This window comes from Citrobacter sp. wls827, assembly GCF_005280875.1.
Lineage (GTDB): Bacteria > Pseudomonadota > Gammaproteobacteria > Enterobacterales > Enterobacteriaceae > Citrobacter > Citrobacter youngae.
Genome location: NZ_SZWR01000018.1, coordinates 68,162 through 89,430 on the forward strand (window position 1 = coordinate 68,162; position 21,269 = coordinate 89,430).

Annotated in this window: 21 protein-coding genes; 6 read left to right on the plus strand and 15 right to left on the minus strand. The window is 55.4% G+C overall.

The window, feature by feature from the left end; all coding sequences use genetic code 11:
• Positions 1-30: 30 nt before the first annotated feature.
• The 10 genes from ureG to ttdA all read right to left on the minus strand — a co-directional run bounded on the left by ureG (position 31) and on the right by ttdA (position 8,105).
• Positions 31-648 (minus strand): urease accessory protein UreG, encoded by a 618-nt coding sequence (gene ureG / locus FDX03_RS13545; protein ID WP_115601438.1) that lies wholly within the window; start codon positions 646-648, stop codon positions 31-33.
• Positions 649-657: 9 nt separating this feature from the next.
• Entirely contained in the window at positions 658-1,329 is a 672-nt protein-coding gene (locus FDX03_RS13550; RefSeq protein WP_137346056.1) for an urease accessory protein UreF, read from the minus strand.
• Positions 1,329-1,787, minus strand: a complete 459-nt coding sequence (gene ureE, locus FDX03_RS13555; protein ID WP_003024684.1) for an urease accessory protein UreE — start codon at positions 1,785-1,787, stop codon at positions 1,329-1,331. The genes FDX03_RS13550 and ureE overlap by 1 nt, the downstream gene beginning before the upstream one ends.
• A gap of 9 nt (positions 1,788-1,796) precedes the next feature.
• Positions 1,797-3,500: an urease subunit alpha gene (gene ureC / locus FDX03_RS13560; RefSeq protein ID WP_137346057.1), complete on the minus strand. Its 1,704-nt coding sequence runs from the start codon at positions 3,498-3,500 to the stop codon at positions 1,797-1,799.
• On the minus strand, positions 3,493-3,813 hold the full coding sequence (locus FDX03_RS13565) for an urease subunit beta (RefSeq protein ID WP_003024680.1): 321 nt from the start codon (positions 3,811-3,813) through the stop codon (positions 3,493-3,495). Before FDX03_RS13565 ends, ureC begins: the two co-directional genes overlap by 8 nt.
• A 9-nt stretch (positions 3,814-3,822) precedes the next feature.
• Positions 3,823-4,125 (minus strand): urease subunit gamma, encoded by a 303-nt coding sequence (locus tag FDX03_RS13570; RefSeq protein ID WP_115601442.1) that lies wholly within the window; start codon positions 4,123-4,125, stop codon positions 3,823-3,825.
• Positions 4,126-4,135: 10 nt separating this feature from the next.
• Positions 4,136-4,960 (minus strand): urease accessory protein UreD, encoded by an 825-nt coding sequence (locus FDX03_RS13575; protein ID WP_199945826.1) that lies wholly within the window; start codon positions 4,958-4,960, stop codon positions 4,136-4,138.
• Positions 4,961-5,082: 122 nt separating this feature from the next.
• Positions 5,083-6,546 (minus strand): anion permease, encoded by a 1,464-nt coding sequence (locus FDX03_RS13580; RefSeq protein ID WP_101742460.1) that lies wholly within the window; start codon positions 6,544-6,546, stop codon positions 5,083-5,085.
• Between the two features lie 48 nt (positions 6,547-6,594).
• Positions 6,595-7,200, minus strand: coding sequence for a L(+)-tartrate dehydratase subunit beta (gene ttdB, locus FDX03_RS13585; protein ID WP_115601445.1), 606 nt, complete (start codon positions 7,198-7,200; stop codon positions 6,595-6,597).
• Entirely contained in the window at positions 7,197-8,105 is a 909-nt protein-coding gene (gene ttdA, locus FDX03_RS13590; protein ID WP_137346059.1) for a L(+)-tartrate dehydratase subunit alpha, read from the minus strand. Before ttdA ends, ttdB begins: the two co-directional genes overlap by 4 nt.
• A gap of 212 nt (positions 8,106-8,317) precedes the next feature.
• Between ttdA and FDX03_RS13595 the strand changes: the two genes are divergently transcribed.
• Positions 8,318-9,259, plus strand: a complete 942-nt coding sequence (locus FDX03_RS13595) for a LysR family transcriptional regulator (protein WP_137346060.1) — start codon at positions 8,318-8,320, stop codon at positions 9,257-9,259.
• A gap of 31 nt (positions 9,260-9,290) precedes the next feature.
• On the opposite strand, the gene plsY is transcribed toward FDX03_RS13595, so the two are convergent.
• On the minus strand, positions 9,291-9,908 hold the full coding sequence (gene plsY, locus FDX03_RS13600) for a glycerol-3-phosphate 1-O-acyltransferase PlsY (RefSeq protein WP_003024662.1): 618 nt from the start codon (positions 9,906-9,908) through the stop codon (positions 9,291-9,293).
• Positions 9,909-10,014: 106 nt separating this feature from the next.
• On the opposite strand from plsY, the gene folB reads away from it, so the two are divergent.
• The gene (gene folB / locus FDX03_RS13605; RefSeq protein ID WP_003838117.1) at positions 10,015-10,383 is read left to right on the plus strand and encodes a bifunctional dihydroneopterin aldolase/7,8-dihydroneopterin epimerase; all 369 of its coding nucleotides are present in this window, start codon (positions 10,015-10,017) and stop codon (positions 10,381-10,383) included.
• A gap of 90 nt (positions 10,384-10,473) precedes the next feature.
• On the plus strand, positions 10,474-11,292 hold the full coding sequence (bacA, locus tag FDX03_RS13610; protein WP_137346061.1) for an undecaprenyl-diphosphate phosphatase: 819 nt from the start codon (positions 10,474-10,476) through the stop codon (positions 11,290-11,292).
• A gap of 61 nt (positions 11,293-11,353) precedes the next feature.
• Here bacA and FDX03_RS13615 read toward each other — a convergent pair whose 3' ends face one another.
• Complete coding sequence (locus tag FDX03_RS13615) at positions 11,354-12,595, minus strand: multifunctional CCA addition/repair protein (protein ID WP_115642826.1); 1,242 nt, start codon at positions 12,593-12,595, stop codon at positions 11,354-11,356.
• Positions 12,596-12,656: 61 nt separating this feature from the next.
• Positions 12,657-13,277 carry a TIGR04211 family SH3 domain-containing protein gene (locus FDX03_RS13620; protein WP_048213254.1) on the minus strand — a complete coding sequence of 207 codons (621 nt, stop codon included), beginning with the start codon at positions 13,275-13,277 and terminating at the stop codon, positions 12,657-12,659.
• Between the two features lie 241 nt (positions 13,278-13,518).
• Here FDX03_RS13620 and FDX03_RS13625 point away from each other — a divergent pair, with 241 nt between their 5' ends.
• The 3 genes from FDX03_RS13625 (at position 13,519) to hldE (ending at position 19,246) form a co-directional block, all read left to right on the plus strand.
• Positions 13,519-14,820: an inorganic triphosphatase gene (locus FDX03_RS13625; RefSeq protein WP_137346062.1), complete on the plus strand. Its 1,302-nt coding sequence runs from the start codon at positions 13,519-13,521 to the stop codon at positions 14,818-14,820.
• 92 nt (positions 14,821-14,912) lie between these two features.
• Complete coding sequence (gene glnE, locus FDX03_RS13630) at positions 14,913-17,753, plus strand: bifunctional [glutamate--ammonia ligase]-adenylyl-L-tyrosine phosphorylase/[glutamate--ammonia-ligase] adenylyltransferase (RefSeq protein WP_137346063.1); 2,841 nt, start codon at positions 14,913-14,915, stop codon at positions 17,751-17,753.
• A 59-nt stretch (positions 17,754-17,812) separates the two neighbouring features.
• Positions 17,813-19,246 carry a bifunctional D-glycero-beta-D-manno-heptose-7-phosphate kinase/D-glycero-beta-D-manno-heptose 1-phosphate adenylyltransferase HldE gene (gene hldE, locus FDX03_RS13635; RefSeq protein ID WP_115642829.1) on the plus strand — a complete coding sequence of 478 codons (1,434 nt, stop codon included), beginning with the start codon at positions 17,813-17,815 and terminating at the stop codon, positions 19,244-19,246.
• Positions 19,247-19,370: 124 nt separating this feature from the next.
• On the opposite strand, the gene FDX03_RS13640 is transcribed toward hldE, so the two are convergent.
• A complete protein-coding gene (locus tag FDX03_RS13640; protein ID WP_137346154.1) occupies positions 19,371-19,430 on the minus strand; it encodes a type I toxin-antitoxin system Ibs family toxin in 60 nt (19 codons plus the stop codon).
• A gap of 209 nt (positions 19,431-19,639) precedes the next feature.
• Positions 19,640-21,269: flotillin family protein (locus FDX03_RS13645; RefSeq protein ID WP_249357059.1), on the minus strand; the 1,630-nt coding region annotated here is incomplete at its 5' end.

Genomic DNA, 21,269 nt, shown 5'->3' on the forward strand with positions numbered 1-21,269 from the left:
CCCGGTGACGCAATGTTACCGGGCAAGACGCTACATCCGCAGCATTCCTTTCTCTTCCAGAAACGCGATAATTTTTTCCAGACCCTCTCCGGATTTTAAATTGCTGAACGTCCACGGACGCTCGCCGCGCATACGCAGGGTATCGCGTTCCATCACCTCCAGCGAGGCGCCGACGTAAGGGGCCAGATCGGTTTTATTGATCACCAGAAAATCGGATTTAGTGATCCCCGGGCCTCCCTTACGCGGGATCTTCTCGCCTTCGGCAACGTCGATCACATAGATCGTCAGATCCGCTAATTCCGGACTGAAGGTGGCGCTCAGGTTATCGCCGCCGCTTTCCACAAAAATCAGATCCAGATTGCCGAATTTCTCGCTTAACGCCTCTACGGCAGCCAGATTCATCGATGCATCTTCGCGGATGGCGGTATGCGGGCAACCGCCGGTTTCCACACCGACGATCCTGTCTGGCTCCAGTGCGCCCGCTTCGGTGAGAATGCGTTGATCTTCTTTGGTGTAGATATCGTTGGTGACCACCGCCAGTTGATAGCTGCTGCGCATGGCTTTGCATAACGCTTCCAGCAGCGCCGTTTTGCCGGAACCGACCGGGCCGCCAACGCCTACGCGCAGGGGATGCTTGCTGTTACTCATTTTTTCTCCTCAGGAGCGGAATAATCGGGAATATTGCGTTTCATGCCGGGCAGAGGCGATGGCGGCCAACGGCGTTGCGGAGCCGAGACTGGTGTCAGGACACGCCAGCGCCTGTGCCAGACCCTGCGCATAGCGATCGCAGAGCGCAATAATCAAACGCTGGGCCGCCTGTTGTCCAAAAGGAACCAGCTTGACGCCAGCCATCACTGCGCTCTCAATCCAGCTGTAGCCGAGGCTTAACGCCAGTTCGGTCAGGGGGATATTCCAGCGCACGCCCAGCCAGGCCATGCCGCAAAGCTGGCTGTCAACAAAGAGCGTACGCCACTCTCGCGAGCAATCCGCCTCCCAGTCGGTGACCAGCCGCGTAAACGCCGCGCCCCGGCTGCGTTCTTCATCCCGCAGTTCGTGGGTTTCGCGACAGGCTAACAGGTAAGTGGTCCAGCGGCGTGCGGCAGCGAGATCGTCCTGCTCGCAGGCGCGATACAGTCTCGCCAGCAGCGGTAGGTCGACGGTAAAAAAGTTCTGCTCCATCTGCTGAATTTGCCAGGCAGAGAAGTCATCGACGCTTTTCACCCAGCCAATCTCCACCGCCCACTCCAGACCCTGGGACCAGGTAAACGACCCCACCGGGAGTGCGCTGCTGGCGAGCTGCATCAGACGCAGCTGTTGGGTGTTATGCATCAGTGCGCATGGCCGTGATGATGCCCGTGTGATTCACTGGCATAAGCGCCTGCTTCCGGTTCAAACGGTAGTTGAGCGAACGTCACCTCGAGGTTGAACTGGCGCAGCATGGCGTCCAGCACGTGATCGTGGTGGTAGCGCAGCTCATCGGGCAGAATTTGCAGCGGAACGTGGCGATTGCCGAGGTGATAACAGGCTTTGGCGAGCAGGAAAGGATCGGCGCAGCGCACCACGGAAACCGACTCCGGCGCGGCGATCACTTCGATCACCTCGCTGCCATCGTCGGTGGTCAGCAGGTCGCCACCGCGTAACAGCAAACCGCGCGGTAGCATCAGCCCGGCTTCGCGACCGTCGTTCAGCGCCACTCTGGCACGACTTTTTACCCGCATATCAATGGGTAGCGTGACGCTTGCGGTGACGCGGTGAGCGTGGTCAAGGCGTTGGGTCAGGTAGATCATCGTCACTCCTCAAAACAGAAAATAGCGTTGCGCCATCGGCAAAACGTTTGCCGGTTCGCTGGTAATCAGTTCGCCATCAATACGCACCTCGTAGGTCTGAGCATCGACGGTGATATTGGGTTGCAGGTCGTTGTGGATCATGTCAGCCTTTTTCACCGTTCTGCAGCCTTTGACGACGGCGATGGCGCTTTGCAGATTGAGCTGCTGCGCGATGTTTTGCGCGTCAGCGGCTTGCGAAATAAAGGTCAGCCGGGTGTGATGCCGCGCAGCGCCAAGTGCGCCGAACATCATGCGGTAATGTACCGGCTGCGGGGTGGGAATCGAGGCATTGATGTCGCCCATCGGCGCACAGACGATCATCCCGCCTTTAACGATCGTCGCCGGTTTTACGCCAAAGAATGCCGGTGACCACAGCACCAGATCGGCCAGTTTGCCAGGCTCAACGGAGCCGACTTCGTGGGCGATACCGTGGGTTAGCGCCGGATTAATGGTGTATTTGGCGACGTAGCGTTTAACGCGCAGGTTGTCGTTGTCACCGGTTTCTTCTGCCAAAGCTCCACGCTGCGTCTTCATGCGGTGCGCCACCTGCCAGGTGCGCAGGATCACTTCGCCCACGCGCCCCATTGCCTGTGAATCGGACGAGGTCAGGGAAAAGGCGCCAATGTCATGCAGCACATCTTCGGCAGCGATCGTTTCCCGGCGAATGCGTGATTCGGCAAAGGCCACGTCTTCGGCGATATCCGGATCGAGATGGTGGCAAACCATCAGCATGTCGAGATGCTCGTCGATGGTGTTGATGGTATAGGGCAGCGTCGGGTTCGTAGAGGAGGGCAGGATATTCGGATGCGCGCAGGCGGTGATGATATCCGGCGCATGACCGCCGCCCGCGCCTTCGGTGTGAAAAGTATGAATGGTGCGATCGCCAATCGCCGCCAGCGTATCTTCCACGAAACCGGACTCATTGAGCGTGTCACTGTGCAGCGCGACCTGGATGTCCATCTCGTCGGCCACGGTCAGTGCGCAGTCAATAGCGGCGGGCGTGGCACCCCAGTCTTCATGGATTTTCAGGCCAATTGCGCCCGCGGTGATTTGCTCGCGCAAGGCGTCAGGATTTGAGCCGTTACCTTTGCCCAGTAAACCGATGTTAACCGGTAACGTTTCTGCCGCCTGCAGCATGCGTGCGATGTACCACGGCCCCGGCGTACAGGTGGTGGCGTGAGTGCCCGCGGCCGGACCGGTGCCGCCGCCGATCATCGTCGTCACGCCGGAAACCAGCGCCTCTTGCGCTTGCTGTGGGCAGATCCAGTGAATATGCGTATCCACGCCGCCTGCGGTGACGATCTTGCCTTCCCCGGCGATGACTTCAGTTCCCACGCCTATCGGGATCGTAACGTTGGGCTGAATATCGGGATTACCTGCCTTGCCGATGGCGAAGATCCTGCCGGCTTTGATACCAATATCCGCTTTCACGATCCCCCAGTGATCGACGATCAGCGCGTTGGTTATCACCAGATCCACACATGCATCGGCGCGCATTTGCCCCTGGCCCATGCCGTCGCGGATCACTTTTCCGCCGCCGAATTTGACCTCTTCACCGTAGGTGGTGAAGTCTTTTTCCACTTCGATCCACAGGTCGGTATCCGCCAGGCGCACTTTATCGCCGGTGGTTGGGCCAAACATGTCGGCATACGCTTGCCGGGAAATTTCACTCATTATCTGCCTCCAGCGCGCCCATCACTTCGCTGCGAAAACCCACGATCCTTTGTGCGCCAGCAACGCGCACCAGTTCGACTTCGCGTTTTTGTCCTGGCTCAAAACGCACCGCTGTGCCCGCAGCAATGTTCAGACGAAAGCCGCGTGCGGCCAGCCTGTCAAAGTGCAGCGCCGGGTTCACTTCGAAAAAGTGATAGTGCGATCCCACCTGGATGGGCCTGTCGCCATGATTTTCCACCACGATCGTGCAGATCTCTCGCCCCTGATTAAGTGCGATACTGCCTTTTGCGATCTGATATTCACCTGGGATCATTGCCGCTCCTTAGACGATCGGGTTGTGGACGGTGACCAGCTTCGATCCGTCCGGAAATGTGGCTTCAACCTGAATATCCGGGATCATTTCCGGTATGCCTTCCATCACCTGATCGCGACGCAGGACGTGACGCCCATCCTCCATCAGCGCGGCCACGGTTTGCCCGTCGCGCGCGCCTTCCATGATGAAAGCGCTAATCAGCGCCACCGATTCCGGGTAGTTCAGCTTCAGCCCGCGGGCCAGGCGACGTTCTGCCACCAGCGCGGCGGTAAACAGCAACAACTTGTCTTTTTCTCTGGGAGTCAGTTCCATAAGGGTTCTCTTAGGTTTGCCAGATTCGCGGTAGCACAGGCGCTTTGTGTGTCAGCAACGGGCGCAGGAATTGCCAGATGTCACGCATAACGCGCTGTACAATCAGGTTGTCGTCGGCAAGAAAACGGATTGTCAGTAGCGAGTCGTTAAGCGTTGCCCCGGCGTAATCGCCAAGCGGTGTAAGCCGCTCGCGCGTGCCCTCCAGCATGTGTTCGCTGGCCGGATAACACAGCAACGTGCCGACCCAGGGATGATGCGCAATGCCACTCAGCTCTCCCTCCTGCAACTGCAAGCGTTCTATCAACAGCGGCTGGTCATCTCGCCACACTTCCAGACGGTTTTGCAGCACGCCGTGGCTGAAGGTCTCTTGCATAACCGGTCGCCCAAGACACAACAGATCCCAGGCCAGCAAACGACTCTCTGATGCGATGTGAAATACAGACTGAATAACAGCGTTGGCACCGGGAAAGAGGATTGTATCCTGCGGCAGCCACTCCAGCGTGGCGTGCGAGGCGAGGGTAAAGTGCTGGCGCAGCAACGCTTGTGGCCCTCGGCTGCGATAAAACTTGCCCGCGCCGGGCTGGGTGATTAACGCATGGCTGTTTTCGTCGAGTGTGACGGCAATATGAAGCTCATCTCCGCCAACGATCCCCGCAGGTGGATGCAGCAAATAGAGGTGACAGACCTCCTCTTCCGGGTAAAACGGACGCTGAACCGTCAATGGACCATGATGACGCGCCGAGGCGAGCACCGTTTTGTGCCCGGTGCGGGTAAAATGCAGATCCAGTTCGGCCTGCCAGCCCCGTGTGAGTGTCTCGTGCGCAACCGTGTCCAGAGCGTTTCCCTTATCAGCATGAGGGTGTTTGCATACAAAAAAGTATGCCTCAGCGCATCGGGAAAAGGGTCATATGAGAAGCTTATGGAAAAAGGGGCGACAATACGCCGCCCCAATGGGGTTTACAGTAACACGAGGGGCATCCAGAGCAGACCGGTGATCACCAGCAGCACGAGGAAAATCAGGCCAAAAATAGCGCCGAGCCGCCAGTAATCCACCGTCGGCAAATAGCCGCTGCCGTAGTAGATAGGGCTAGGACCGGTGGCGTATGGGGTCAGAATGCTGCCCAGACCAATGGCGGCGCCGACCATCAGGCAGAAGACCGGTAATGGGATTTCCGGCATCGCCAGCGCGGCGGCAATCATCATCGGCGCGAGGGCAGAGGTATACGCCGTGGCGCTGGCAAAGAAGTAGCGCAGCAGATAGAACACCACGATCAGCGCCACCATCACCATCATCGGCGAATAGCCGCTCAGTCCTCCCGCCAGCAGCTTGCCGAACCAGGTGATAAAACCGGTGTTATTGAGCCCGGTGGCGAGCGTGATCAGCGAGGCCAGCCAGAAAAAGACGTTCCATGCGGCTTTATTGCTGACGATGTCATCCCAGCTAATGATGCGTAGTACCAGCATCAACGCCACCACGCTGTATCCGACCATTGCGGCGTCAATGTAGTCGCCGCCGAAGATCCACAGCACCAGCGCGCCGACCATCAGTACCAGCATCTTTTTCTCGCGAGCGCAGAGCGGCCCCATCGCTTTTAGCTCTGTATCCGCCCAACGTGGAACCTGATCGCCGGATTTCAGCACTGGTGGATACAGCACGTACGCCAGCCACGGCACGATCAGCACCAGTAAAATGCTCAGCGGCAGCATGCCTAAGAACCAGTCGCCCCAGCTCAGCGCCGTGTGGGACGCGCCTTTCATCAGGCCGATCAACAGCAGGTTCGGTGCCATCGCCGTTAAGAAAATAGCGCTGGTAACGCAGTCAGCGACAATGCCCATCCACATGATGTACGAGCCAATGGAGCGTGAACTGGCGCTATTGGGTTGTGAATTATACAGCGGCGGCAGGTTGCGGATAATCGGGTAGATTATTCCGGCTCCGCGCGCGGAGTTGGAAGGCGTGACGGGGGCGAGGATCAGCTCTGAGAACATCACCGCATAGCCGAGAAACAGCGTCCGGTGTCCCATCTTTTTCACCAGCATTAGCGCGATACGCCGACCAAGGCCGGTTTTCTCATAGCCAGTACCAAACATAAAGGCCGCGAAGATCAGCCAGATGACCGAGTTTGAAAAGCCCGATACCGCCCATGACAGTGATTTGGCGGTAAATTTAAAACCGTCCTGCGCGAGTTGCTCCGGGCTGAACAGCAGCCACGGTGAAAGGACAGCGATGATCGAAATGCCAATCATCGCCACCACCGCGCCCGGTACAGGTTCCAGAATAAGCCCGACAATCACACCGGTAAAGACGGCAAAATAGAGCCAGGTGTGACTCTCAAGACCGGTGGGGACGGGCAGAACAGCAATAATGGCGATGACCACCAGCGGAGCCAGGTATCGCCACCAACCAGCTAAAGGTGCCATTGTTGTATCCCTGCGAAGAGGGAGAGGCGTTACGCCCCTCCGGGAGGGTTATTTGATGTAGTGCACGTGCTCGCAGATTTCATCGACGATAGGATCGCGACGTTCAGCGAACAGCTTTTTGTTTTCGGCAATCAGGTTATTACCGTGGGTATCGATGGAAACGATCAGCGGGCCGAACTCTTTTACCCGGCATACCCACAGAGATTCCGGCATGCCGAGTTCGGTCCAGTGTACCTCTTCAATTTCTTCAACCTGAGTTGCCGCCACGACCGCACAGCCAGCCGGGAAGATGACGTGCAGCGCTTTGAACTGCTTGCAGCCTTCTTCCGTCAGCGGTCCCATGCCGCCTTTGCCGACCACCAGCTTGACGCCCGTCTGCTCGATAAAGTCTTTCTCAAACGCTTCCATACGCATGCTGGTAGTTGGGCCGACGGAGACCATCTCCCATTTTTCACCGTTCTTACGGACGATCGGGCCCGCATGGAAAATGGCTTTGCCGTTCAGGTCATAAGGAATCGGGCGCTTCAGTTCGATCAGGCGGCGGTGGCAAACGTCACGGCAGGTCACCAGCGTGCCGCTCAGGTAAATGACATCGCCAACGCGAATGTCAGCCAGATCTTCGGCTTTGATCGGGGTTGTGAGGATCTTTTTCATAACGCGCTCCGGGTGTGAGACAGGTTTTCGAAGGAGAGGTCGGCATGAATCAACAGCGTGCCGCGACGATGCGCCCAGCAGCCGGTAGAGACGGCAACGCCGATAGTCGACGGGTGGCGCGCGGCGGATTCGATATGCACACCCATCACTGAGCTATTCCCGGTCAACCCTTGCGGCCCAATGCCCAGACGGTTAAGTCCTTCTTCCAGGCGCAGTTCCAGTTCTGCCGCTTTTGGATTTGGATGGCGTGAACCGATTGGGCGCAGCACCGCTTTACGAGAAAGCACGGCAGCGGTTTCTACGGAGGTGGCAATACCTACGCCCACCAGTACCGGCGGACAGGCGTTGACTGCCAGCGTGGAGATATTTTCGAAGACAAATTTCACCACGCCTTCGTAGCCTTCAGAAGGCATTAACACTTTTGAGCGCCCTGGCAGCGTACAGCCGCCGCCTGCCATGTAGACTTCGATTTCCGCGTCATCATTATCAGGGATGATGTCCCAGGTGACCCACGGAACACCGGTACCGGTATTTTTTCCGGTATTCACTTCGTCAAAAATCTCAACCGCGTTATGGCGCAGCGGCGCTTTTACCGTGGCATCTTCAACGGCCTGTTTCAGAATGCTTTGCAGTTCGCCAAGTAGCGGAAAACGGGAACCGACCTTCACGAAGAACATAATCTCCCCGGTGTCCTGACAGGCAGGGCGGTTCAGGTCGATAGCTTTCTGCATGTTGTCAAACATGGTGTGGTAGATGATTTTACCCATCTTTGATGTTTCGCCTTCACGCAGTTGCTTTAATTTATCCACAACATCGTCAGGCATGCGGGTAGAAATCATGGCGGTAAAGTCGGCGACAATGTTCGTCAGCGTAGTTATCGCATGTTGGTTATTTTGATTGCTCATCTTATTAACTCCAGTTCTTTTATTTATCTGGAAATAAATTCTCCGTCACAAACTACCACTAAAAATGTGGTTTTATATTATTTGGCACTGTGAATATCTAATTAACAGTTCGTGAATGATGTCCAGATAAGGCAATAAAAATTGCGCCAGGGCAGGGTTTAATACGTATGGGAGAATTACACTGCGGTTAACCACATTACGGATTACCGATCATGCTGAACACGTATCCCCTGGCGAAAGACCTGCAGGTGCTGGTTGAAATTGTGCATAGCGGCAGTTTCAGCGCCGCCGCTGCGACGCTGGGGCAAACGCCGGCGTTTGTGACGAAACGCATTCAGATCCTTGAGTCTACGTTGGGGACGACGCTGCTAAGCCGCTCTGCGCGTGGCGTAGCGCTCACTGAGAGTGGTCAACGTTGCTATGAACATGCGCAGGCGATCCTCGCAGGTTATCAGCATCTGGTCGATGACGTTACGCAACTCAAAACGCGTCCGGCAGGGATGATTCGTATCGGCTGTAGCTTTGGTTTTGGGCGCAGTTATATTGCACCGGCAATTACCGAATTGATGCACAGCTATCCTGAATTACAGGTACATTTTGAACTTTACGATCGGCAAATTGATTTGGCGCAGGATAATATCGATTTGGATATTCGTATTAATGATGAAATTCCGGATTATTATATTGCGCATTTGTTAACGAAAAACAAAAGAATATTGTGTGCGGCCCCGACGTATTTACAAAAATACGGTGAGCCGATGACGTTACAGGAATTAATTCGACATGATTGTCTGGTCACCAAAGAACGGGATATGACTCACGGGGTGTGGGAACTGGATAACGGCCAGGAGAAAAAGTCGGTTAAGGTGGCGGGACATCTTTCCTCTAACAGCGGTGAGATTGTGCTGCAGTGGGCGCTGCAGGGAAAAGGGATCATGCTGCGTTCTGAATGGGACGTACAACCGTTTCTGGCTAGCGGTGAACTGGTGCGGGTGCTACCGGACTATGCGCAAAGCGCCAATATCTGGGCGGTTTATCAGGAGCCGTTGTATCGCAGCGTGAAGCTTCGCGTGTGCGTGGAGTTTCTGGCGACGTGGTGTCAGCGTCGATTAGGCAAGCCGGTGGAGGGGTATCACATCCCCGAGGCCGGATAAGACGCCGATGCGTCGCTATCCGACAATAAAATCACTCGGGGTCTTTTTCGCGTTTTTTCTTTAGCTTGGTCCAGATCTTCGGCTCCTGACGACGCCACAGACGCTGAATGTTGTCATGGTGACGAAGCAGAATTAAGCACGACAACATGGACACCGGGAAAGTGAACTGGGGATTGAACCACCAGACGTAAAAAGGGGCGATCAGCGCACTGACGATAGCGCCTAACGACGAATAGCCGCTTAACAGGACGGTTAGTAGCCAGGTTCCGGCCATCACGCCGGTTAAGTCCCAGCCAATCGGCGCAATTGCGCCAAAGGCGGTGGCAACGCCTTTTCCACCTTTAAAGCCGAAAAATACCGGCCAAATGTGTCCCAGACAGGCGGCGATTGCGATCAATCCCAGCCAGAAGGGGCTGACGCCTAGCGCATAGGCACCCCAGACGGGTAACATACCTTTCAGGACGTCGAAAATCAGTACCGCGACGGCGGCTCCCTTGCCACCGATGCGCAGCACGTTTGTCGCGCCCGGATTCCCAGAGCCGCTGTCGCGCGGGTCCGGCAATCCAGCAAGGCGGCATACCAGAATAGCACTGGAAATTGAGCCACAGAGGTACGCGAAGATAATCATTCCAGGCGCGATTGCACTCATAAGCTGTTCCGTTTTGAAAATGTCGTGTAAAACGCTACTTCTGTGGATAATACGCATATTTCGCCGGAAGTGGTATCCGGGTTAGCCAAAAAGCAGGCAGGTCGTGATGGATATTGTATTTATAGAGCAACTTTCTGTAATCACCACTATTGGTGTTTACGACTGGGAACAAACGATCGAACAACGGTTGGTGTTCGATATCGAAATGGCATGGGATAACCGCAAATCAGCTAAAAGCGATGATGTGGCTGATTGCCTGAGCTATGCTGATATTGCTCAAACGGTTGTTAATCATGTGGAAGGTGGGCGTTTTGCGCTGGTAGAACGTGTGGCGGAAGAGGTGGCGGATTTGCTACTTAACCGCTTTAATTCTCCGTGGGTGCGCATCAAGCTGAGCAAACCTGGTGCGGTGGCCCGTGCGGCAAACGTCGGGGTCGTCATTGAGCGTGGCAATAATCTGAAAGAAAATAATTAATTTAATAATTTCTAAATCAAACGGGTATAAAAGAGTCCTGACGTCGGCTCTTTTTTGCCGTGCTTTTTCTCTTTCGTTAGGGGTTTATTGATGAGTGATATGCACTCGCTGCTGGTGGCGGCAATTTTGGGTGTGGTCGAAGGGCTGACGGAGTTCCTACCCGTTTCCAGTACCGGCCATATGATAATTGTTGGCCACTTGTTAGGTTTTGAGGGCGATACCGCAAAAACGTTTGAAGTCGTGATCCAACTGGGTTCCATTCTGGCGGTAGTGGTGATGTTCTGGCGACGTCTGTTTGGTTTAATTGGCATTCACTTTGGCAAGGCCCCGCATGAAGGTACTGGTAAAGGTCGGCTGACGCTGGGGCATATCCTGTTGGGGATGATTCCAGCCGTTGTCCTGGGGCTGGTCTTCCACGACACCATCAAGTCACTGTTTAATCCGATCAACGTGATGTATGCGCTGGTGGTGGGGGGCGTGCTGCTGATTGTCGCAGAGTGCCTCAAACCGAAAGAGCCGCGCGCGCCGGGTCTGGATGATATGACGTATCGACAGGCGTTTATGATTGGCTGTTTTCAGTGTCTCGCGCTGTGGCCGGGTTTTTCTCGTTCCGGTGCGACGATTTCTGGCGGTATGCTGATGGGGGTGAGCCGTTACGCGGCCTCTGAATTCTCTTTCCTGCTGGCTGTGCCGATGATGATGGGCGCGACGGCGCTGGATCTCTACAAGAGCTGGTCGTTCCTTAGTGCATCAGATATCCCAATGTTTGCAGTTGGATTTGTGACGGCGTTTATCGTGGCACTGGTGGCGATCAAAACCTTCCTGCAGCTGATTAAGCGTATTTCGTTCATTCCGTTTGCTATTTACCGCTTTATTGTGGCGGCTGCCGTTTACGTCGTGTTCTTCTGATGACTTACCGTGGTGCCGGATGGCGGCGTTTCGCCTTATCCGGCCTACGGGTGATATCCGTTCAGGCGGTGGGTTTAGGACACCGCTTCTCCTTCCAGTTGGCCACCGCCGCAATGCGACGCCGGGTCAGTTCTTCACGAATTGCCTGACCTTTGAATCCCGCTTCCACGACATCTTTCGTGGGTACCGCCTGTGCAACCAGCCAGGCTTCACGCAACAGCCTGCCTTGCGGGTAATCCGCCGCTTCAAAACCGGTTCGCCCACGCACGTCGGCCTCGCTGGTCAGGGCGATTTGCTCCACGCGCTGTGGTTTGCGCCATGCATCGATGGAATCAAACAGCTTAACGATGGTTTTCGGTTGCAGGATCGGGAAGGTATGAATCAGGTCGTGGAACTCGGCCACCAGTTTGGCTAAGTCGCGGATATCATTCGGCACGCGCAGGCGCTGACACAGTTGCTCGACCAGCTTAACGCCCGCCGGACCGTGGCCGTGGTGGCGCGGCCAGAGTGCTTTAGGCGTTAATGCTTTACCGAGATCGTGACACAGCGTGGCGAAACGCACGTCGACCTCCGGGCTTAACATGGCTGCCATCGACAGCGTCATCAGCGTGTGAATACCGGTATCGATTTCCGGATGCCACTGCGCGGGCGCGGGAACGCCGAACAGAGCATCTACTTCCGGGAACAGCACGCGCAGGGCATCGCAATCGCGCAGGACCTGAAAAAATACCTGTGGGTTGCGGGTGGTTAAGGCGCTTTCTGTCTCTTTCCACACGCGTTCTGGCGTCAGGTGTTCCAGCTCTCCAGCGGCGGCCATGTTGCGCATCAGCGTCATGGTTTCATCAGCAACACGAAAGCCAAGGTGCGCATAGCGAGCAGCAAAGCGCGCCACGCGCAGCACGCGCAGCGGATCTTCGCTAAAGGCCGGGGAAACATGACGCAGCAGGCGGTTTTCCAGATCGTCGCGTCCGTTATACGGGTCGATAATCTCCCCGTTGTCATCGCGGGCCATTGCGTTGATGGTCAGGTCGCGCCGCTGAAGATCGGCTTCCAGCGTCACATCTGGCGCGGCATAACAGGTGAATCCGGTGTAACCTGAGCCCGATTTTCGTTCGGTGCGCGCCAGCGCATACTCTTCCCGGGAGTGTGGGTGGAGAAACACGGGGAAATCGCGGCCTACCTGCTGATAGCCCGCGTCAAGCATCTCCTGCGGCGTGGCGCCGACAACGACCCAATCTTTATCTTTAATCGGTAGCCCTAATAACGCATCCCGAACAGCACCACCGACCAGATAAATCTTCACGCCACTTTCCTTTTGAAAAAAACATCCCTTAATCATATGTCAGTGTGGCGGAGAAGGCGATTCAGTTCATCCAGCGATCTTTGCGTTTACGGCTTGGGATCATGTGCGGCAGAACCAGGCCGAGCAGCAGACCAAGACCCAGCACGCCGCCGCCATACATAAACCATTGCATGATGATAGTACGCTGTTTGTCATCAAGCTGAAGGTTGGCTGCGCTTACCTTCTTTTGCGCCACGATAAGCTCGTTCTTCAGCTTCTGGTTTTCTTCCTTCAACCCGTCGATCACGCTGTCGCTTTGCGATACTTTTTGCTGCATATCGGCGGTACGCTGATTCCATGTGGTATCGATATTATTGAGCTTATCGGTCAGTGTTTTAACCTGGTTTTCCAGATCGGGTACACGGGTACGCAGGCTTGGCGTACTGTTCAGCTCTTTCAGTGGGATCCAGGCGGTACGTCCGGTGCTGTCTTTCACCTGGGCGTAGTTGGTGTTGGCATCGGTCTGTAATAGCGTGACTTCCTCGCCGGCGTTAACCGTACCCACGAGGCGATAATTATCTCCCGGACCGCTGCGGACCCAGGTGTTCAGTTCGTCAGAGACATAGCGCTTCTCTTCGGCATGAGAGACTGCAGTGGCGCTAAGTGCGAGTAAAGTTAATCCAATCAGGCGTAATTTTGGCATCAGGCTGTCGTTATTGTCATAGAAAGTGGAACGATAGTAGTGGCATCAGTGTCTCTACGCAAAGCATTCGACATCAATCGGAATCATCTGTGTCCTTTTTGCCACCACCCGAAACTTTTACGCCCGTCAAATTGCTCGTTGCATGGCAATTTGGCGCAAAATACTATCTACTGACCATAAAGAACGAACTTAGTTCGCAGTCAGTTTTCTCAACTGTGACATAACCCATAAGTACAAGACCATGGCCCAGGAAATCGAATTAAAATTTATCGTTAATAGTGACGCTGTAGATGCGCTGCGTGAACGTCTGAATACGCTGGGGGGAGAGCATCATGCGCCCAGCCAGTTGCTGAATATTTACTACGAAACGCCGGATGCGTGGTTGCGTGGTCACGATATGGGGCTGCGTATTCGCGGTGAAAACGGTCATTACGAAATGACCATGAAAATTGCCGGACGCGTGACGGGCGGACTGCACCAGCGGCCGGAATATAACGTTGCACTAAACGCGCCTGAGCTGGATCTCACCTTGTTCCCAACGGAAGTCTGGCCCGATGGCGAGCTGCCCGCTGAACTTGCTTCTCAAGTGCAGCCGTTGTTCAGCACCGATTTTTACCGTGAGAAATGGTTGGTTGATGTTGATGGCAGCCGGATTGAAATGGCCCTCGATCTGGGGGAAGTGAAAGCGGGCGAGTTTGCAGAACCTATCTGTGAGCTTGAACTTGAACTGCTAAGCGGCGATACCCGTGCGGTACTGGAGCTGGCAAACCAGCTGGTTTCGCAAACCGGTTTACGCCAGGGCAGTTTGAGCAAAGCAGCGCGCGGTTATCATCTGGCTCAGGGGAATGCGCCGCGCGAACTCAAACCGACGCGGATTTTGAAGGTTCCGGCGAAGGCGAGCATTGAGCAGGGGCTGGAAGCGGCGCTGGAGCTGGCATTATCACAGTGGCAGTACCACGAAGAGCTGTGGGTACGCGGCGTCAAAGGGGCGAAAGCCGAGGTGCTGGCGGCAATGGGTCTGGTGCGTCACATTCTGATGTTGTTTGGCGGTAATGTGCCACGAAAAGCGAGCGCTCACTTACGTGAGTTGCTGACCCAATCGGAAGCGATCATTGCGTCGGACGTTTCTGCTATTTCGGCGGTTTACAGTACGCAAACGGCAATGGCTAAGCTGGCGCTGACCGAATGGCTGGTGACCAAAGGATGGCAGCCGTTCCTGGATGCGAAGGCGCAGAGCAAAATTGCCGACTCCTTTAAGCGTTTCTCGGATACGCATCTCTCACGTCATGCCGCTGAACTGAAAACCACTTTCGCTCAGCCGTTGGGCGATAAGTACGTCGATCAGCTACCGCGCCTGACGCGCAACATTGATAGCATGCTGATGCTGGCGGGATACTACGACGAAAATGTTGCATCGGAATGGATCGCCAACTGGCAGGGCTTACGTCGGGCTATTGTGGCCAACCAATATATTGAAATTGAACACTTCCGCAACGAGGCGATCGCGCTGGAACCGTTCTGGCTGCACAGCGGAAAACGATAATCAGGGTTGAGGCCGGGATGCCTGATGGCGCTGCGCTTATCAGGCCTACGAGGCCATACCATGAGCCTCAATACGCAAAGGATGTCCCATACATGAAGCAGCTCTCTTCACCGTTACAGCAGTACTGGCCGACCGTTGTTGAGCGGCTGCCAGCAGCAATATCTGAGTCCTCGCTTAGCGTTCAGGCGAAGTCAGTGCTTACATTCAGTGATTTTGTCCGCGACAGCATGATTGCCCATCCCGAATGGCTGGTTGAGCTGGAAAGTGCGCCACCTCAGGCGGATGAATGGCAACACTATGCCGAGTGGTTGCAGCAAGCATTGGTTGACGTCGGTGATGAAAACACGCTGATGCGCGAGCTGCGCCTGTTTCGCCGCCGCATCATGGTGCGTATTGCCTGGGCGCAGACGCTATCGCTGGTGACGGAAGAGAGCATTTTGCAGCAGTTAAGCCATCTGGCTGAAACGCTGATTGTCGCCGCACGCGACTGGTTGTATGACGCCTGCTGTCGTGAGTGGGGTACGCCGTGTAATCCTGAAGGTGTTGCGCAGCCGCTGCTGATTTTAGGCATGGGAAAACTCGGCGGCGGCGAGCTGAATTTTTCTTCTGATATCGATCTGATTTTTGCCTGGCCGGAGCACGGCAGCACGCAGGGCGGGCGTCGCGAGTTGGATAACGCGCAGTTCTTTACCCGTATGGGCCAGCGGCTTATCAAAGTGCTGGATCAGCCCACAATGGATGGGTTTGTCTATCGGGTGGACATGCGTTTACGCCCGTTTGGCGACAGCGGCCCGCTGGTGCTGAGCTTCTCCGCGCTGGAGGATTATTACCAGGAGCAAGGGCGCGACTGGGAACGCTATGCGATGGTTAAAGCCCGCATTATGGGCGATGCCGACGGCACATACGTCAGCGAGCTTCGTGCCATGCTGCGGCCTTTTGTCTTCCGTCGCTATATTGATTTCAGCGTGATCCAGTCTCTGCGTAACATGAAAGGGATGATTGCCCGAGAAGTGCGCCGCCGTGGCCTGAAAGACAACATTAAGCTCGGGGCGGGCGGCATTCGTGAAATCGAATTTATCGTGCAGGTATTCCAGCTTATTCGCGGTGGGCGGGAGCCGTCGCTGCAATCCCGCTCGCTGTTACCCACGCTCAGTGCCATCAATGAATTACACCTACTGTCTGATACCGACGCGGAACAACTGCGCGCAGCCTATCTCTATTTACGCCGCCTGGAAAACCTGCTGCAAAGCATCAATGATGAACAGACCCAAACGCTGCCGGGCGATGAACTGAATCGCGCGCGACTGGCGTGGGGGATGAACGTTGATGACTGGCAGCAATTAACCGATGTACTGGCCAATCATATGGACAACGTACGCCGGGTATTTAACGAGCTGATTGGCGATGACGAGGCCGAAACCCAGGAAGAGTCACTCTCAGAACAGTGGCGCGAACTGTGGCAGGACGCATTACAGGAAGATGATACCACGCCGGTGCTGACGCATCTGGCGGATGAAGATCGCCGGCGCGTGCTGTCTCTGATTGCCGATTTCCGCAAAGAGCTGGATAAACGCACCATTGGCCCGCGCGGACGTCAGGTGCTGGATCATTTAATGCCGCATCTGTTGAGCGATGTCTGTACGCGTGACGACGCCTCAATACCGCTGTCGCGCATCACACCGCTGCTGGTGGGCATTGTGACCCGCACGACCTATCTGGAGCTGCTGAGTGAATTCCCGGGAGCGCTTAAGCACCTGATTTCGCTCTGTGCCGCCTCGCCGATGATTGCCAGCCAGCTGGCGCGGTATCCGCTGTTGCTCGATGAACTGCTGGATCCGAACACCCTGTATCAACCCACCGCGACGGATGCCTACCGCGATGAGCTGCGCCAGTATTTGCTGCGCGTACCGGAAGATGACGAAGAACAGCAACTGGAGGCACTGCGCCAGTTTAAACAAACGCAGCTACTGCGTATTGCCGCGGCTGATATTGCCGGTACGCTGCCAGTGATGAAAGTGAGCGATCACTTAACCTGGCTGGCGGAAGCGATTATCGATGCGGTAGTCCAGCAGGCGTGGACGCAGATGGTTGCTCGCTACGGGCAGCCAACGCATCTTGGTGAACGTGAGGGGCGCGGTTTTGCCGTCGTCGGCTATGGCAAACTGGGCGGCTGGGAACTGGGCTACAGTTCGGATCTCGATTTGATCTTCCTGCATGATTGTCCGATGGACGTGATGACGGACGGTGAGCGTGAGATTGACGGGCGACAGTTCTATCTGCGTTTGTCGCAGCGCATTATGCACCTTTTCAGCACCCGCACCTCGTCCGGTATTTTGTACGAAGTGGATGCGCGACTGCGTCCATCCGGCGCGGCGGGAATGCTGGTGACATCAACCGACGCTTTTGCCGATTACCAGCGCAACGAAGCCTGGACATGGGAGCATCAGGCGCTGGTGCGTGCTCGCGTGGTATACGGCGACCCGCAGTTGACCTCTCAGTTTGATGCGATTCGTCGCGATATCATGACCCTCGTCCGTGATGGGAAAACCTTGCAGACCGACGTGCGTGAAATGCGTGAGAAAATGCGCGCCCATTTGGGCAATAAACATCGGGATCGTTTTGATATTAAAGCGGATGAGGGTGGCATTACCGATATTGAGTTTATTACGCAATATCTGGTGCTGCGCTATGCGCATGAAAAACCGAAGCTGACGCGCTGGTCGGATAACGTGCGCATTCTGGAATTGCTGGCGCAAAACGACATTATGGATGAGCAGGAAGCGCTGGCGCTTACCCGCGCTTATACAACGCTGCGCGACGAACTTCACCATCTTGCCCTGCAGGAACTTCCGGGCCATGTAGCGGCGGAACACTTCAGCGCTGAACGTACGCTGGTGCGTGACAGCTGGCAGAAGTGGCTGGTTGCCGAGTGAAGTGTGCTATTATCGCGCGCAAATTTTAAGACCCTCAGAGAATCTCTCAGGAGACAGGAATGAAAGTAACGCTGCCAGAGTTTGAACGTGCAGGAGTCATGGTTGTCGGTGATGTGATGCTGGATCGCTACTGGTACGGCCCTACCAGCCGTATTTCACCTGAAGCGCCGGTTCCGGTGGTGAAGGTCGATACCATCGAAGAACGTCCCGGTGGCGCAGCAAACGTGGCGATGAACATTGCCTCTCTGGGCGCAAATTCTCGTCTGGTGGGTTTGACTGGTATCGACGACGCGGCGCGTGCGCTGAGCAAAACGCTGGCGGATGTGAACGTAAAATGCGACTTCGTTTCCGTGCCGACGCATCCGACAATCACCAAACTGCGCGTGCTTTCCCGCAATCAGCAGTTGATTCGTCTGGATTTCGAAGAAGGTTTTGAAGGCGTGGATCCGCAACCGCTGCACGAGCGAATTAACCAGGCGCTGGGTTCTATCGGCGCGCTGGTGCTTTCCGACTATGCCAAAGGCGCGCTGGCAAGCGTGCAGCAGATGATTGCGTTGGCGCGTAAGGCTGGCGTGCCGGTACTTATCGATCCGAAAGGGACCGATTTTGAACGTTACCGCGGCGCAACGCTGCTAACGCCGAACCTGTCTGAGTTTGAAGCGGTCGCCGGTAAATGCAAAAGCGAAGATGAACTGGTTGAGCGCGGCATGAAAGTGATTGCTGATTTCGACCTTTCCGCACTGCTGATTACCCGTTCAGAACAGGGGATGACGTTGCTGCAACCGGGCAAATCGCCACTGCATATGCCGACGCAGGCGCAGGAAGTGTATGACGTGACCGGTGCGGGCGATACGGTAATCGGTGTGCTGGCGGCGACGCTGGCGGCGGGTAATTCGCTGGAAGAGGCGTGCTATTTTGCTAACGCTGCTGCCGGTGTTGTGGTCGGTAAACTGGGGACCTCCACCGTTTCTCCGATTGAACTGGAAAACGCCGTGCGTGGTCGGGCTGATACTGGTTTTGGCGTGATGAGCGAATCTGAGCTGAAACAGGCCGTCGCCAGCGCCCGCAAGCGCGGTGAGAAAGTGGTGATGACTAACGGCGTGTTCGACATCCTGCATGCGGGCCATGTCTCCTATCTGGCAAATGCGCGCAAGCTGGGCGATCGCCTGATCGTGGCGGTTAACAGCGATGCGTCCACGAAACGTCTGAAAGGCGAAACGCGTCCGGTCAACCCGCTGGAACAGCGCATGATCGTGTTGGGCGCGCTGGAATCCGTCGACTGGGTGGTCTCTTTTGAAGAGGATACGCCGCAGCGTCTGATTGCTGGCGTCCTGCCGGATCTGCTGGTCAAAGGCGGCGACTATAAGCCAGAAGATATTGCGGGCAGCAAAGAGGTATGGGCGAACGGCGGTGAAGTGTTGGTGCTGAACTTCGAAGATGGCTGTTCGACGACCAATATCATCAAGAAGATCCAGAAAGACAGCGATAAATAACAAATGCTGGAAACGGGTCAAACTTTTCGTTTCTGTGCGTTTCCCGCTGTTGACGCTGCTGTTTTTTCGACCTAAAGTACAGGAATAAGGGTGAGAGGGGATTTCTCCCCCCTCTGATTGACTGTTAGTAAGCGTGGAAACTTAACAGTAACAGCACAACCAGTATGATGACTCGCTTCATCATAACCCTTTCCTTATTAAAGCCCCTTCTTCGAGAGGGGCTTTCTCGTTGCAGCCCTTGCTGACCAAGCGATTGTTAGTGAGCGACCTGACAGGCGCAAGGGCTTTCTCCCGCAGGTTTTTTATTGCTGGAGCATCCACGCAAAACGGCACGCCAGAATAAAAAATCCCCGGCTTTATGGGCCAGGGACGGGGGACATAAGGCAGAAGTCGTTATTCTTCTTTCATCGTTGTCTGATGGTTAACGTCGACTGTTGTCGTGGCGTTTAACGGAGTGGTAAGCGCATTTAGCGAACCGCCGGACAAACCAATTTCATTTAACAGTGAGTCAATCAGCGGCGCTTGTGTACGATAGGCAAGGGCGGCTGATAATGCCTGCTCAGCCAAATTTCCACCGCTTACGTTACCTGCGTTCACTTCACCGACGGCGCCACCACGATTCAGGCCATCAACCTGGATAATCTTGATTCCGTCGATAGACTTCATTGGCTCAACGGATTTCTCAATAACCGCTGGCAGAGACTGCAGCAGAGCCAGCTTAAATTTCAGGCTGGTCTGTTCGTCGGAAAGCACGTTGATGGCATCGTTGAGTGCACGCTGGGCTTCGGCTTCTGCGAGACCTTTTTTGCGCGTCGCTTCGGCCAGTTCAACAATTGCCGCCGCCTGCAATTCTGCGGCTTCTTTTTCGGCTTTTGCCCGCACGGTCAATTCAACTGCCTGGGTTTCTGCATCCTGCGCCGCGGCGATCAGCGCGACCTGTTTGGCACGATCCGCTTCTGCGGTCTGGCGGGTGGTTTCTACGTTCTGCTGGGCGCGAACCGCTTCGGCCAGCGCATCGTTAGCGCGTGCTTCAGCCTGAGACTGCTGTTCAGACTTGGCGGCAATGGCGATGGACTTGGTTTGGTTGGCTATCTCCGTTGCCTGCTGCTGTTCGATCTCTTTGATGCGAACTTCACGCTCGGCCTCGACTTTTCTGGATCGCACTGCCTGTTCGCGCTCGATTTCTGTTTCCTGAATCTGGCGTTCAGCAAGGATACGCGTCTGTTCAGCTTCACGATGACGTTCGGCTTCGAAGGCGGCAATTTTGGCGTTTTGCTCGGCCGTGCGGGTTTTCACCTGCTGCTCCTGCTCGAGCGTCATGAAGGCTTCCTGCTGTTCGATCTCCAGCTTGCGCGACAGCGCATCACGGTTTTTCTCACGTACCGCAACTTCAACGTCCTGTTCGACTTCGTTACGTTCGCGGCGACGGCGTTCTGTTTCCTGGGTCAGCTTGGTCAGACCCTCGGCATCAAAGGCGTTATTCGGGTTGAAATGGACTTTTTCGGTCTGGTTAAAGTTGGTGAGTGAAACGCTCTCCAGTTCCAGACCGTTTTTGGATAGATCTTCCGCGACGGTATTTTGTACGCCCTGAACGAAGTTTTCACGCGTATCCTGCAGTTCATGCATGGTCATCTGCGACGCAGTGGCACGCAGGGCATCGACAAACTTATCTTCTATTAGCACACGTAAATCCTCTGGTGACAGCGTCCGCTGCCCCAGGGTCTGTGCGGCGGTAGCAATCCCTTCAACAGACGGTTTTACACGCACGAAAAAGGCGACGACGACATCCACACGCATACGGTCTTTAGTGATGAGGCTGTCGACAGTCGAACGGCTCACCTCAAGTTTGAGGGTGTTCATGTTGATAGGAATAATTTCGTGGAAGATGGGCATGACAATTGCGCCACCGCTCATCACCACCTTTTGCCCGCCAAGTCCGGTACGTACAAACGCCTGTTCAGCTGACGCGCGGCGATACAGGCGGGCAAAGATAATCCCGATAATTAATAAGACGACCACCGCC